This is a genomic window from Vibrio sp. RE86 (genome assembly GCF_013114545.1).
Taxonomy (GTDB): domain Bacteria; phylum Pseudomonadota; class Gammaproteobacteria; order Enterobacterales; family Vibrionaceae; genus Vibrio.
Genome location: NZ_VTXI01000015.1, coordinates 1 through 14737, shown reverse-complemented (window position 1 = coordinate 14737; position 14737 = coordinate 1). Strand labels below are relative to the sequence as shown.

The 14737-nt window shown below is 45.9% G+C and carries 11 protein-coding genes and 5 tRNA genes; 13 read left to right on the top strand and 3 right to left on the bottom strand.

The genetic code is table 11. The features are described from left to right. Positions 1–67: 67 nt before the first annotated feature. The gene (locus F0231_RS14295) at positions 68–517 is read right to left on the bottom strand and encodes a DNA polymerase III subunit chi (protein WP_171760375.1); all 450 of its coding nucleotides are present in this window, start codon (positions 515–517) and stop codon (positions 68–70) included. A 69-nt stretch (positions 518–586) separates the two neighbouring features. Next, positions 587–2095: a leucyl aminopeptidase gene (pepA, locus tag F0231_RS14290; protein WP_171760374.1), complete on the bottom strand. Its 1509-nt coding sequence runs from the start codon at positions 2093–2095 to the stop codon at positions 587–589. Positions 2096–2286: 191 nt separating this feature from the next. Between pepA and lptF the strand changes: the two genes are divergently transcribed. Both lptF and lptG read left to right on the top strand, forming a co-directional pair. After that, complete coding sequence (gene lptF / locus F0231_RS14285; protein WP_171760373.1) at positions 2287–3399, top strand: LPS export ABC transporter permease LptF; 1113 nt, start codon at positions 2287–2289, stop codon at positions 3397–3399. A gap of 3 nt (positions 3400–3402) precedes the next feature. Then, on the top strand, positions 3403–4473 hold the full coding sequence (lptG, locus tag F0231_RS14280; RefSeq protein WP_171760372.1) for an LPS export ABC transporter permease LptG: 1071 nt from the start codon (positions 3403–3405) through the stop codon (positions 4471–4473). A 69-nt stretch (positions 4474–4542) separates the two neighbouring features. On the opposite strand, the gene mutS is transcribed toward lptG, so the two are convergent. Next, the gene (gene mutS, locus F0231_RS14275; protein ID WP_171760454.1) at positions 4543–7107 is read right to left on the bottom strand and encodes a DNA mismatch repair protein MutS; all 2565 of its coding nucleotides are present in this window, start codon (positions 7105–7107) and stop codon (positions 4543–4545) included. Between the two features lie 95 nt (positions 7108–7202). Between mutS and pncC the strand changes: the two genes are divergently transcribed. The 11 genes from pncC (at position 7203) to F0231_RS14220 (ending at position 14718) form a co-directional block, all read left to right on the top strand. Continuing rightward, entirely contained in the window at positions 7203–7694 is a 492-nt protein-coding gene (pncC, locus tag F0231_RS14270) for a nicotinamide-nucleotide amidase (protein ID WP_171760371.1), read from the top strand. A 192-nt stretch (positions 7695–7886) separates the two neighbouring features. Continuing rightward, positions 7887–8927 (top strand): recombinase RecA, encoded by a 1041-nt coding sequence (gene recA, locus F0231_RS14265; RefSeq protein WP_171760370.1) that lies wholly within the window; start codon positions 7887–7889, stop codon positions 8925–8927. Positions 8928–9035: 108 nt separating this feature from the next. Continuing rightward, positions 9036–9503: a recombination regulator RecX gene (gene recX / locus F0231_RS14260; protein ID WP_171760369.1), complete on the top strand. Its 468-nt coding sequence runs from the start codon at positions 9036–9038 to the stop codon at positions 9501–9503. A 139-nt stretch (positions 9504–9642) separates the two neighbouring features. Continuing rightward, positions 9643–12225, top strand: a complete 2583-nt coding sequence (gene alaS, locus F0231_RS14255) for an alanine--tRNA ligase (RefSeq protein ID WP_171760368.1) — start codon at positions 9643–9645, stop codon at positions 12223–12225. Between the two features lie 196 nt (positions 12226–12421). Next, positions 12422–13609, top strand: coding sequence for an aspartate kinase (locus F0231_RS14250; protein WP_171760367.1), 1188 nt, complete (start codon positions 12422–12424; stop codon positions 13607–13609). 92 nt (positions 13610–13701) lie between these two features. Next, on the top strand, positions 13702–13899 hold the full coding sequence (csrA, locus tag F0231_RS14245; protein WP_004415691.1) for a carbon storage regulator CsrA: 198 nt from the start codon (positions 13702–13704) through the stop codon (positions 13897–13899). A 186-nt stretch (positions 13900–14085) separates the two neighbouring features. Continuing rightward, positions 14086–14178: transfer RNA gene (locus tag F0231_RS14240), tRNA-Ser, on the top strand. Between the two features lie 38 nt (positions 14179–14216). Beyond that, a tRNA-Arg gene (locus tag F0231_RS14235) sits at positions 14217–14293 on the top strand. Between the two features lie 44 nt (positions 14294–14337). Continuing rightward, positions 14338–14430, top strand: a tRNA-Ser gene (locus F0231_RS14230). A gap of 85 nt (positions 14431–14515) precedes the next feature. After that, a tRNA-Arg gene (locus F0231_RS14225) sits at positions 14516–14592 on the top strand. Between the two features lie 49 nt (positions 14593–14641). Next, positions 14642–14718, top strand: a tRNA-Arg gene (locus F0231_RS14220). Positions 14719–14737 lie beyond the last annotated feature (19 nt).

The following is a 14737-nucleotide window of genomic DNA, read 5'->3' as shown; positions in this document are numbered from 1 at the left end:
TTATAAGTGAACTCTCTAAGTGGAGAGCTTAACTATAAAGATTGACCGGTTGCATATTTTGTTGCTGCTAGCTGTGTGCGATCTCAATCGTTTGTAGCTGATAGCCCGCTTGGCGGTAGATTTTATATCTTTCTCGCGCCAGTTGCTTGGCTTTTTCTTCGCAAGGGACGAAGTCTACCACCTCAGCAAACTTGTTCGCAAAGGTTGTCTCATTTTCCGCCAAATTTATTACAAGCTGCCGGTTCCAAGAAGGTCTTACTCCTTGGTAACCAATCTCAATGTTGGTTGCATATTTCGGCCCTTCTCCAACAAGATTATGGGCGATAAATTCCTTGGCATCGACTTGCCAAAATAACTCAGCGATCTGTTCGGCATGCGCTTTGTCGTGGCAGTTGAGGTAAACTTTAGCGTTCTGTTTGGCGAAGTGTTTGGCAAGAAATAGCACATACTCACCAAACCCCTCAGCTTTCGCTTGAGGTGAGTCAGGGGTGATGATGTAAAACGTTGCGTTTGCCATGCTTGCCTCAGCCTACTTTATCAAGAGATACAAAAAAGGGCCTTGCGGCCCTTTTAAACAATGTGAGGATTATTCCTCTGCGTCTTGGCCACTGCGGTTAAGCAAGAATTGGACAAGCATTGAGACTGGACGGCCTGTTGAGCCTTTTGCTGCACCTGACTTCCACGCAGTACCTGCGATGTCGACGTGTGCCCAGTGGTATTTCTTAGCAAATTTCGATAGGAAACACCCTGCAGTGATTGTGCCGCCTGGGCGACCACCGATGTTTGCCATATCGGCAAATGGGCTCTTCAGCTGCTCGTGGTACTCGTCTGCCATAGGTAGACGCCATGCACGGTCACTTGCTTGCTCAGATGCATTCACTAGCTCATGAGACAGTGGGTTGTGGTTTGAGATAACACCGCTGATATGGTGGCCTAGTGCAATAACACAAGCACCTGTTAGCGTTGCAACGTCAATCACACACTCAGGTTCGAAACGCTCAACGTAAGTCAGTGCGTCACAAAGAACCAGACGACCTTCTGCATCCGTGTTCAGCACTTCAACCGTTTGACCTGACATAGTTGTTAGGATGTCACCTGGACGGTAAGCGTTGCTACCTGGCATGTTTTCACAACCCGCAAGAACCGCAACAACGTTGATTGGCAGGTTCAGTTTAGCTAGCGCTTTCATTGTACCGAATACAGATGCTGCACCACACATGTCGTACTTCATCTCATCCATGCCTTCGCCTGGTTTAAGTGAAATACCGCCTGAATCGAACGTTAGGCCTTTACCAACCAGTACAATTGGTTTCGCATCTGGATCTGGGTTGCCCTTGTACTCCATGATAGACATCATAGATTCGTTCTTAGAACCACGACCAACAGCTAGGTATGACGTCATACCCAGTTTTTCCATCTCTTGCTCACCGATGATTTTCGTCGTTACTGTCTCGTAATCGTCAGCTAGGCGACGAGCTTGAGAAGCTAGGTAAGCAGGGTTTGCGATGTTTGGTGGCATGTTGCCAAGATCTTTAGAAGCTCTTACACCTGAAGAGATAGCAAGACCGTGTGCAATCGCTTTTTCGCCAAGGTTCAGTTCACGACGAGTTGGTACGTTGAAAACCAGTTTGCGAAGTGGACGACGAGTTTCTGGCTTAACGCTCTTGAACTGATCGAATGTGTAAAGACCATCTTTTGTCGCTTCTACCGCCTGACGTACTTTCCAGTATGTGTCACGGCCTTTAACGTGAAGTTCAGTTAGGAAACATACTGCTTCCATAGAACCTGTTTCGTTAAGCGTGTTGATCGTCTTTTGAATAATTTCTTTGTACTGGCGTTCGCCAAGTTCACGTTCTTTACCACAACCTACTAGTAAAACGCGCTCTGATAGCACACCTGGTACTTGATGAAGCAGTAGCATCTGCCCCGGTTTTCCTTCTAGATCACCGCGGCGAAGCAATGAGCTAATATAGCCGTCGCTGATTTTATCTAGCTGCTCAGCAACTGGAGAAAGGCGACGTGGCTCGAACACGCCTACAACGATACATGCGCTGCGCTGTTTCTCTGGGCTGCCACTTTTTACACTGAACTCCATGCGTACTCCTACATCCTGAAGACAAATAGAACTAAATGTTAGATAATGGCGTCTTACTTGTTGATTCCTTAGTCGGAACTATCCTTAAATAAGCGCATTAACAGTTAGCCAAAAAATTTAAAAATAAAAGGTTCAACGGGAAATTATAGTGATTCAATTAAAAAAACAAGTTTTGTATAGGTAATTTCAGCGTGATTATTGTTAGATATTTGATCCGCGAGACACTCAAAAGCCAATTAGCGATATTTTTTATCCTTTTTTTAGTGTTTCTCAGCCAAAAATTGATCAAAGTATTAGCTGATGCATCCGACGGTGATATCCCCGCAAGTTTGGTCATGCATTATGTAGCGCTCAGCATGCCATCAATGGGATTATTGATGCTGCCGCTCAGTCTTTTCTTGGGTATTTTGCTGACTTTTGGCCGTCTGTACGCGGAAAGTGAAATTACCGTAATGAATGCCACAGGTATCGGTAATAAGTTTCTGATTCGTGCCGCTTTATACTTAGCGGTTATTACTGGTTTGATTGCCGCTTTTAACTCTTTCTACTTCGCGCCTTACAGCCAAGAGAAGTTGGTGCAACTACAAGAAGAAGTCGAGGCCGAGAACAGTGTCGACCTGCTGAAAAAAGGGCATTTCCAAGGAACACCTGACGGATCTTCCGTGGTGTTTATTGATGACATCGACGGCAAGCAACTCAAACATGTATTCGTTGCTCAAATGCGCCCACGTGATTCTATTTTGCCAAGTGTGTCGTTTTCTCAGTCAGGTGAAGTAAAAGACTTGAGTGACGGTCGCCAAGTAATTCGCATGTACGATGGTACTCGATACGAAGGGGTTCCTACGCGAGTTGACTACATGGTGACCGAGTTTGACCAGTATGAAGGTTTAATTGGCCAGCGAGATGTGAAACGCAAAGGTCGTGACTGGGAAGCATTAAGTACAGCAGAGTTGATGGTGAATCCAGATCCTCGTGCTAAAGCAGAATTGCAGTGGCGTATTTCACTGGTTGTCTGTATTCCATTGTTAACCATGTTGGTTGTACCGCTGTCGGCAGTGAATCCTCGACAAGGACGCTTTGCCAAAATGGGGCCTGCTATTTTGATCTACTTAGCGTACTTCCTCTCTATTAGTGCGACCAAATCAGCGCTAGAAGATGGCTCGATTCCAACGATTGTCGGTATGTGGCCACTCAATGCAGCATTGTTACTGACTGCGATTGGTATCAACTCGATGGACAGTATTCCTGTTCGCCGCTTTAAAGACAAAATCAGACAGAAAAAACAGAATAAGAAGGCAGCGTAAGTCGTGTTTAAAATTCTCGATCTTTATATCGGCAAGACTATCATTGCCACAACATCGCTGGTGCTAGCAACGTTTGTCGGTCTGTCTGCGATCATCAAGTACGTGGAGCAGCTACGTAAAGTTGGACAAGGCACCTACGATTTACTGCAAGCTCTATTCTACGTGCTACTCAGTATTCCTCGCGATATTGAGATGTTTTTCCCAATGGCGGCGCTTCTTGGTGCACTGATCGGCCTTGGTATGTTGGCGTCAAGCTCTGAGTTAGTGGTTATGCAGGCGGCGGGTTTCTCAAAACTCGATATCGGCTTGTCGGTTCTGAAAACAGCAGTACCACTGATGATCATGGTGACACTGCTTGGTCAATGGGGCGCACCACAAGCACAGAAAGCGGCGCGTGATCTACGTGCGTTTTCAACCTCAAATGGCGCGATTATGTCAGTACGAACCGGGGTTTGGGCTCGTGATGCCAATGACTTTATTTTTATCGGTAAGGTCGAAGACGAAACGATTTATGGCATGAACATGTGGCGTTTCGACGACAACAAACGTCTAGAGTCGGTGGTACATGCTAAGAAAGTAGAGTTCGTTGCTGACAACACTTGGATGATGAAAGACGTTCAAGTGACAGAGATGGTTGATGAAATCGAAATCTCTAAAGAGACGTTACCTGAATACAGTTGGACGACGTCACTGGCACCGGATAAGTTAGCGGTAGTTACTGTGAAACCTGAAGAGCTGTCGTTGGGTGGATTGTATGATTACGTGACTTACCTTAAAGCCTCAGAGCAAGACCCATCTCGCTATGAATTAGCTTTCTGGCGAAAAGTGACTCAGCCGTTTTCAATCGCGGTAATGATGTTGATGGCTCTCTCCTTTATCTTTGGCCCACTGCGTAGCGTAACCATGGGCGCACGTATTTTGTCAGGCGTTGTGGCAGGGTTTACCTTCTATATTTCTAGTGAGTTCTTTGGTCCATTGAGTTTGGTATACAACATTCCGCCTGTCTTTGGTGCTGTAATGCCGAGTTTGGTTTTCCTCACGATTGCTTTAATGCTCCTGAGAAGAAAGCTCTAACAACAAAAAGTACAAATAAAAACGGCAGCCCATCAATTGGCTGCCGTTTTTTATTGTGGACGGTATTAATTAAAGAAGCTTCTTCAAGCGATAAAGCTCTTCAAGTGCCTGACGAGGAGTAAGGTCATCTGGGTCGATATTAGATAACGCTTCTTCTACTTCGCTTGGCTCAGGAATTAGGCTAAGTTGATTGGCGATGTCGACAGCACTACTTGGTGTCGAAGATGCTTCGCTATTACCTAGCTGTTCAAGCTGAGTCAGCTTAGCACGTGCGTTCTTTATTACACTCTTAGGTACACCTGCTAAACCTGCTACGGCAAGACCGTAAGATTTACTCGCAGCGCCCTCTTGTACCGCGTGCATAAAGGCGATGCTGTCGCCATGCTCAACGGCGTCTAGGTGCACGTTCGCAAGGTGTGGGATTTGGTTTGGCAACTCAGTGAGCTCAAAGTAGTGAGTCGCAAACAGAGTCATCGACCCCAACTCTTTCGCTAGCCACTCAGCACTTGCCCAAGCCAGAGATAGGCCATCATAGGTACTGGTTCCGCGACCAATTTCATCCATCAACACTAAGCTGTTTTCAGTCGCGTTGTGGAGAATGTTAGCCGTTTCTGTCATTTCGACCATAAACGTTGAACGACCTGAAGCTAAGTCATCCGATGCACCAATACGAGTGAAGATACGATCTACCGAGCCAATTTGTGCCGATTCAGCCGGTACGTAAGAGCCAATATGAGCCATTAATGCAATCAGTGCGGTTTGACGCATGTAGGTCGATTTACCACCCATGTTTGGACCCGTGATTATCAACATCTTACGCTGCGGATTTAAATCGATCGGATTGGCAATAAACGGTTCATCCATCACTTGCTCGACTACAGGGTGTCGGCCTGATTGGATGTGAATACCTACTTCTTTACTGAGTGTTGGGCGGCAGTAATCTAGGCTGTCTGCTCGCTCAGCTAAGTTTTGCAGTACATCGATTTGAGATACCGCTGATGCTAAGTTTTGCAGCTGCTCTAAATGAGGTAGAAGTAAATCGAAGAGTTCTTCCCAAAGCTGTTTTTCAAGCGCCAGAGCTTTTGACTTCGAGTTGAGTACTTTGTCTTCATGCTCTTTCAGTTCAGGAATGATGTAACGCTCTGCGTTTTTCAACGTTTGACGGCGTACATAATGAGGTGGCACTAAGTGGCTTTGACCACGGCTAACTTGAATGAAGAACCCGTGAACATTGTTATAACCAACTTTGAGCGTATCAATGCCGTGACGTTCACGCTCTTCTTGTTCCATCTTCTCAAGATATTCTGTTGCACCGTCTGCGAGCTTACGCCATTCATCCAGCTCTTCGTTGTAACCTTCAGCAATGACACCACCATCACGAATGACCACAGGTGGATTCTCTTTGATAGCCCGCTCTAAAAGCTCACATACTTCATCCATTGGAGCTGCGTATTGAGCTAATTTAGTAAGGTACGGGTGATTCAGTGACCCCATTAAATCTGAAAGTTCTGGCAGTTGCTGCATCGCATAACGTAGACGAGCCATATCACGTGGGCGTGCACTACGCAGAGCAAGACGAGCAAGAATACGTTCAATATCACCAATCTGTTTTAATACAGGGTGTAAGTCACCAAACAGTGCTTCATCTTTGAGTTCGCTGATCGCATCTAGGCGGTGGTTTAGCGTATCGATATCACGCATAGGCTGATGCAACCAACGTTTCAGCATTCGGCTGCCCATCGCGGTTGCCGTGTGATCCATTACTTCCGCTAAGGTATTGTCTGTCCCGCCAGCGAGGTTCTGGGTAATTTCTAAGTTGCGACGAGTCGCTGCATCAAGAATGACGGAATGATCTTGGCGATCAAACGTCAATGAACGAATATGAGGTAGGGCAGTGCGCTGAGTATCTTTGACATATTGAATCAAACAACCCGCAGCGCATAGACCGTGTTTGGCATGTTCAACGCCAAAACCAACCAAGTCGCGAGTGCCAAACTGCTGGTTTAGCTGCTGCTTGGCGGTATCGATTTCAAACTCCCATACCGGGCGACGACGATTACCATTGCGTGAAGACATCAAATGTACGGGTTCAAAATCTTCAGGGAAGAGTAGCTCGCGAGGAGAAGTGCGTTGCAGCTCAGCTGCCATTGCCTCTTCGGTCTCTGGCTCCATTAATTGGAAACGACCAGATGTCACATCCAGTGTTGCGTAACCAAACTTGCCGTTGTCGTAGTAAATGGCGCCGATCAGGTTATCTAAACGCTCTGACAGCAGTGCTTCATCGGTGACGGTACCCGGTGTGACAATACGGACTACCGCACGCTCAACAGGGCCTTTACTCGTTGCTGGATCGCCTATCTGTTCACAAATCGCTACAGACTCACCCAGTTGAACCAGCTTCGCTAAGTAACCTTCAACGGCATGGTACGGCACACCAGCCATAGGAATAGGTTCACCGCCCGATGAGCCACGTTTGGTTAAGGAAATATCCAGAAGCTGCGATGCGCGTTTAGCATCATCATAGAAAAGCTCATAAAAATCGCCCATGCGATAGAACAGCAGGATATCTGGATTCTCAGCTTTGAGCTTGAGGTACTGTTGCATCATTGGCGTGTGTTTTTGATCGGCTTTCACGGCTGGCATCGGTCTAATTGCTTTCGTTAATTTCTATTGCGGCTTAGGATACGTGAATCACCTTTGGCCGAAAAGTCACAATGAGGTTTTTAGACATGGAATCACAACAATTATTGTCCCTAAAGTTGGGTGAAGCATTAATAAAGAATAAATTAGTTCTGACGACTGCTGAGTCGTGTACAGGTGGCGGCGTTTCAACCGCGATTACTGATATTGCGGGTAGCTCGGCATGGTTTGATCGTGCGTTTGTTACCTACAGTAATGAAGCAAAAATGGAGATGCTTGGTGTTAAAGCTAAAACGCTTGACGAAAATGGTGCGGTGAGTGAAGCGACGGTAGAAGAGATGGTGTTAGGAGCATTGCGTAATTCAAACGCCAACATTGGAGTCTCAATCAGTGGCATTGCGGGCCCAGGAGGTGGTACAGAAGAGAAACCCGTTGGAACCGTCTGCTTTGGCTGGGCGGATGAGCAAGGCTGGCTAAAAACTGAAACCGACTGTTTTGAAGGGGATAGAGCAGAGGTACGCAGGCAAGCGATTGAACGCGCATTGAAAGTACTGTATGAAGAACTGTCTGGTCGAACGTAAAATATAAGATTTTATTTTTAAATCCTTATAAATCATATTGATAGTGTGAAATAGTAAAAAAAATCCACACAGGTATGGACACTGTATGAATCAACAGTATAATGACTTTCATTGATTGTTCAGTTGTAAACGCTGAACGGAAGAATTTAGATTGTTATTCATCAGCATAAGATGAGTCATTTGGAGAAAGTAATGGACGAGAACAAACAGAAAGCGCTCGCCGCTGCGCTAGGTCAGATTGAAAAGCAATTCGGTAAAGGCTCTATCATGCGCCTTGGCGATAACCGCGCAATGGACGTAGAAACGATTTCAACTGGTTCACTTTCTCTAGACATCGCATTGGGTGCTGGTGGCCTGCCGATGGGTCGTATCGTAGAAATCTACGGTCCAGAATCATCAGGTAAAACAACACTAACTCTTGAGCTTATCGCTGCAGCGCAAAAAGTCGGTAAAACTTGTGCTTTCGTTGATGCGGAACACGCACTAGACCCAATCTATGCACAGAAGCTAGGTGTTGATATCGACGCGCTACTTGTTTCTCAGCCTGATACTGGTGAGCAAGCGCTAGAAATCTGTGATGCACTAGCACGTTCAGGCGCTATCGACGTATTGGTTGTTGACTCGGTTGCTGCACTAACACCAAAAGCTGAAATTGAAGGCGAAATGGGTGACAGCCACATGGGTCTTCAAGCTCGTATGCTTTCTCAAGCGATGCGTAAGCTGACAGGTAACCTAAAACAGTCTAACTGTATGTGTATCTTCATTAACCAAATTCGTATGAAGATTGGTGTTATGTTCGGTAACCCAGAGACAACAACAGGTGGTAACGCACTTAAGTTCTACGCATCTGTTCGTCTAGACATTCGTCGTACTGGTTCTATCAAAGAAGGCGACGAAGTTGTGGGTAACGAAACTCGCATCAAAGTTGTTAAGAACAAGATTGCAGCGCCATTTAAGCAAGCTGAAACACAAATTCTTTACGGCCAAGGTTTCAACCGTGAAGGTGAACTGATTGACCTAGGCGTTAAGCACAAGCTGATTGAGAAAGCAGGCGCATGGTACAGCTACAACGGTGACAAGATCGGTCAAGGTAAAGCTAACGCAGGTAAGTTCCTACGTGAGAACACAGAAGCGGCTAAAGAGATTGACGCTAAACTGCGTGAAATGCTGCTAACACCGGCTCAGCCTGAAGCCCCAGAAACTGGTGAAATGCCACAAGAAGAAGAGTTCTAAACCTCCTTCCTTTTGTTCTAAAGCCTCGCTCAAGCGGGGCTTTTGTCTATCCAATGCCTCACTTAATCCACTCTAGAGTGGACTCCATCAGACCACTATTCTTTATTTATGTATCAACGAAAAGCGCCAACCCTTTCATCCGTAGAAGCTGCGATTCAACTGCTTAGCCGACGAGATCACGGTGAGTATGAGCTTTACCAGAAGCTAAGCCTCAAAGGTTATGAAGACGAAGATATCCAGAAAGCGGTTAACTTTTGTCTTGATCATAACTACCTAGACGATCTGCGTTATGCCAAAAGTCAGGTTCGTCAGCACGTTTATAAGGGCCATGGTGAAAGACGGATCCGACAGGAACTCAATCAGAAACGAGTGAGTGAATCAGTGATTGAAAAAGCGTTGGCAGAAGAGCCACAAGATTGGTTTGAGTTAGCAAAAAGTACCGCAGAGAAGAAATTCAAAGGAATAAAGGCAAAAGACCAAAAAGAGTACGCAAAACAAGTGCGATTTTTGCAGTATCGCGGCTATAGCTTTGATCAAATTAGCTATGCATTAAACTCGGATGACGAGGACTCTTAATAAGATGAGTCGCGAATTTAATGATTTGCGATGAATTGACACATCAATCTGCTCTTTTCTACGAGAAAACTAGTCGTAGCGTTAACCATGATCTACAATAGCGCAAAATTCTAACTCGACTATTTTCAGGAAGAGCTGCATGTACATGAGCACTGATGAGGTTCGTAACGCGTTCCTTAAGTTCTTTGAAAGCAAAGGACACCAAATCGTAGACAGTTCATCGTTGGTTCCACATAACGATCCAACCCTGCTATTCACAAACGCAGGTATGAACCAATTCAAAGATTGCTTCTTAGGCGCCGAAAAACGTGCCTACACTCGAGCAACTACGGCTCAGCGTTGTGTACGTGCGGGTGGTAAACATAACGACCTAGAGAACGTAGGTTTCACAGCCCGTCACCACACTTTCTTCGAAATGCTAGGTAACTTCAGCTTTGGTGATTACTTCAAAGAAGACGCGATTGCGTTTGCTTGGGAGTTCCTGACTAAGACTCTTGGTCTACCAGAAGAAAAACTACTGGTAACAGTTTACGAGACAGATGACGAAGCATTTGACATCTGGAACAAGAAAGTAGGTGTACCTGCCGATAAGATCGTTCGCATTGGCGACAAAGAAGGCGGTAAGAAGTTCGAATCTGACAACTTCTGGACAATGGGTGACACTGGTCCTTGTGGTCCATGTACTGAAATTTTCTACGATCACGGTGAGCACATCTGGGGCGGTCGTCCTGGTACACCTGAAGAAGATGGGGACCGTTTCATCGAGATCTGGAACAACGTATTCATGCAGTTCAATCGTCATGCCGATGGCACGATGGAACCACTACCTAAACCTGCTGTTGATACAGGTATGGGTATCGAACGTATCTCTGCAATCATGCAGGGCGTTCACTCAAACTACGAAATCGATGTATTCCAAAAGCTAATCAAAGCAACAGCAGAGGTTGTGGGTCATGACGATCTATCAAACCAATCTCTACGCGTTATTGCTGACCACATCCGTTCTTGTTCATTCCTAATTGCTGATGGCGTTATGCCTTCAAACGAAGGTCGTGGCTACGTTCTACGTCGTATTATTCGTCGTGCAGTTCGTCACGGTAATAAGCTAGGTGCGAAAGGCGTATTCTTCCACAAGCTGGTTGGTGTACTTGCTGAAGTGATGGGTAGTGCTGCTGATGAGTTGAAGAAACAGCAAGAGCTTGTTGAAAAAGTACTTCGTATCGAGGAAGAAAACTTTGGTCGCACACTAGAGCGCGGCATGGTTATTCTTAATGAAGCGCTAGATGCACTTGAAGGCAAAGAGCTAGACGGTGAAACAGTATTTAAACTGTACGATACTTACGGCTTCCCTGCTGATTTAACTAACGACGTTGCTCGTGAGCGTGATTTCACAATCGACGAAGCTGGTTTTGAGAAAGCGATGGAAGAGCAGCGTCAACGTGCTCGTGAAGCGGGTCAGTTTGGTACTGATTACAACGCAACGATCAAGTCAGATGTTGATTCTGAGTTCTGTGGCTACACAGGCACTGAAGGTAAGAGCAATGTTGCTGAAATCTTCGTTGATGGTGAAGCTTCAGAGTCGCTATCAGCAGGTGACAAAGCGATCATCATTTTAGGTGAAACGCCTTTCTACGCAGAATCAGGTGGTCAATGTGGCGACGCAGGTGTACTGAAAACGGATTCTGGTCTATTCAAAGTAGAAGATACGCAAAAGCTAGGCAATGCAATTGCGCACCACGGTGTTCTTGCTGAAGGCGTACTAGCGAAAGGTGATCAGGTTGAAGCTGTCGTAGATGCTGAGCGTCGTGCGGCTATTTCACTAAATCACTCTGCTACACACTTGCTACACGCAGCACTACGTCAAGTACTGGGTGAGCACGTAACTCAGAAAGGCTCTTTAGTTAAGCCTGACAACTTACGTTTTGATTTCTCAAACCTTGAAGCAGTAACACCAGCGCAACTAAAAGAAGTTGAGCGCCTAGTGAATGCTCAGGTTCGTCGCAACCATGTGATCGAAACGAACGTCATGGACATCGAATCGGCTAAGCAGAAAGGTGCAATGGCACTGTTCGGTGAAAAGTACGATGACGAAGTTCGCGTTCTGTCGATGGGCGAGTTTTCTACAGAGCTTTGTGGTGGTATTCACGCTTCAAACACGGGTGATATTGGCCTGTTCAAGATTACTTCGGAAGGTGGTATCGCAGCAGGTATTCGTCGTATCGAAGCTGTAACTGGTGAAGCCGCTCTTGATGCTATTGAAGAGCAACAAGCTAAAGCTGAAGAGAAGCTTGCGGAATCAGCATCTAAAGCGAAAGCTCTAGAGAAAGAAATCCAGAAGCTAAAAGACAAGATGGCTGCTGCAGAAAGCGCAAACATCATGGGCAAAGCTCAAGAGATCAATGGCGTTAAAGTGCTTATCGCAGGTATGGAGGGGGCGGATCCTAAGAACCTTCGTACAATGGTTGATAACGCTAAGAACCAGATGGGTAGCGGCGTGGTTATGATCGCGAATGTCAACGGTGACAAGATCGGCTTAATCGCTGGTGTTACTAAAGATCTTATCGGCAAAGTGAAAGCAGGTGACCTCGTTAAGATGGTTGCTGAGCAAGTTGGCGGTAAAGGTGGCGGTCGCCCTGATATGGCTCAAGCAGGTGGTACTGATGTTTCAGCACTACCGGCAGCAATGCAGACAGTTCAGCCTTGGCTAGAAGAACGTCTATAAATTGTAATTTCTAAACGATTACGCTCAATCATTTGTTTGATTGAGCGTAATTTTTTTGTCCTAACCAAGTGGTTTAATTGGCGCACAACGCAGTGGTCAATTAGGCGACTTGGTTTTTGTTATTACTACTGCAGGTAATATGATTGATATTGCATGTGGTTCGAATGAGACAACGATCTCGGGAAGGTGAAGACTGGTGAAAAAGCCCCTTATCGTGCAAAAGTTTGGCGGAACTTCAGTAGGTTCGATTGAAAGAATTCAAACCGTAGCCAAACACATCATTAAGGCGAAAAATGATGGTAATCAAGTCGTGGTGGTGGTTTCTGCAATGTCAGGAGAGACCAATCGTTTAATGGAACTCGCAAAGCAAGTCGATGCTGTTCCAAATGCCCGAGAACTTGATGTTTTGCTTTCTGCTGGTGAGCAAGTATCGATGGCCCTATTAGCAATGACGCTAAGCACAATGGGTTACTCCGCGCGTTCATTAACAGGAACACAAGCGAATATTGTGACTGACAATCAGCACAATGACGCGACGATTCAACACATTGATACATCGATGATTGAACTGCTGTTAGCGCAAGATCAGATAGTGATTGTCGCAGGCTTTCAGGGCATCAATGAGAATGGGGATATTACTACTTTAGGCCGTGGTGGTTCAGATACTACAGCGGTGACCTTGGCGGGCGCACTTGATGCCGACGAGTGTCAAATCTTTACCGATGTTGATGGTATTTATACTTGTGATCCACGAGTGGTGCCAACAGCTCAGAAGTTAGATGTGATTGATTTTCCTTCGATGGAAGAGATGGCTAGCAAAGGCGCTAAGGTACTTCATTTACCATCAGTGCAATACGCGTGGAAACACAATGTTCCACTGCGAGTACTCTCAACTTTCGATATCAATAGCGGAAGTCTGGTGAAAGGGCAGGAGTGCCAAAGTTCAGTGTGTGGCGTAGCGATTCAGCGTGATATGCGTATTGTTCATGTTGACCATGCCTCAATTGATTCACTGACAAAACAGTGCCAAATGCTTGGGTTGGAGATCTGGAGTGTGATCGAACAAGCAGAATGGGTAGGTGTCGTGATAAAAGGCGATGCTTATGCAAAACTGGAACTGGTTTTCAAAGACAAAATCCGTAATAGTGAGGTGGTAAGTTTATTGACCGCTGTAGGCCTACAAGTCGAAGGACTGGTTGAAAGGTCAAATGCGCTGCTCAGTGAGCAAGGTATTCAAGTCAAACATTATGCGGTTAATCCTCAGTCTCTCATGTTGGTTCTGTTACCAGAATGTGTCGACAAAGCGGCGAACATACTGCATGATGCTTACATAACTTCTGCAGAGGCAGTCGATTACCAGCAAAAACATGCCTTTTTAGGCTAGATTCGAGCCACAATAGAGTTTACGAAAATATAACTTTTGTTGGATAATAGCCTCGTAGCAAGACAAATCAGAGATTACTCAAGGAGCACAGAATGCTAATTTTAACTCGCCGCGTTGGCGAAACTCTAATGATCGGTGATGAAGTAACTGTAACTGTACTGGGTGTTAAAGGTAACCAAGTACGTATCGGCGTTAACGCTCCGAAAGAAGTGTCTGTTCACCGTGAAGAAATTTACATGCGCATTCAGGCAGAAAAAGGTAATGGTAACGTTGCATCAGGCAACTACTAATTACACGAAGAAGGCTGGCAAATTTTGTCAGCCTTTTTTGGTAGTAAACGAGGCATATTTATAGCAAAAAGAGCGAATTAGCATCGCTTTGATTAAATACCCAACGGTTAGACAGGTTTTTGCTATTTTTGCCAAGAAAATGTTTGACATATTTTTGGTAAATCGTAATATGTGCCTCCGCAAGACGGTGAGGTGGCCGAGAGGCCGAAGGCGCTCCCCTGCTAAGGGAGTATGTGGTTTGTAGCCGCATCGAGGGTTCGAATCCCTCCCTCACCGCCATTCTTGCTTCAGTTTGAAGTAGCACTCAAACAAAATGCGCGTCCTTAGCTCAGCTGGATAGAGTACCTGGCTACGAACCAGGCGGTCGGAGGTTCGAATCCTCCAGGACGCGCCATATTCTTTCTCTCTTTTAAGATGGCAAGAATAGACAATTAATACGGAGAGGTGGCCGAGTGGCCGAAGGCGCTCCCCTGCTAAGGGAGTATGTGGTTTGTAGCTGCATCGAGGGTTCGAATCCCTCCTTCTCCGCCATTAATTGCTGCGGCCAATGGCCGTTTTTTTGTTTCCTAAGAAACTGATTGTGATATACTTCACAGCTTCGTAAAGAAGTTACCATGCGTCCTTAGCTCAGCTGGATAGAGTACCTGGCTACGAACCAGGCGGTCGGAGGTTCGAATCCTCCAGGACGCGCCACTCTTTAGGTCACAGACCTGATATTGCAAAAGCGATATCGAAAACCCGTGCGCTCTTAGCTCAGCTGGATAGAGTACCTGGCTACGAACCAGGCGGTCGGAGGTTCGAATCCTCCAGAGCGCGCCACTCTTTAGGTTTTCATTCT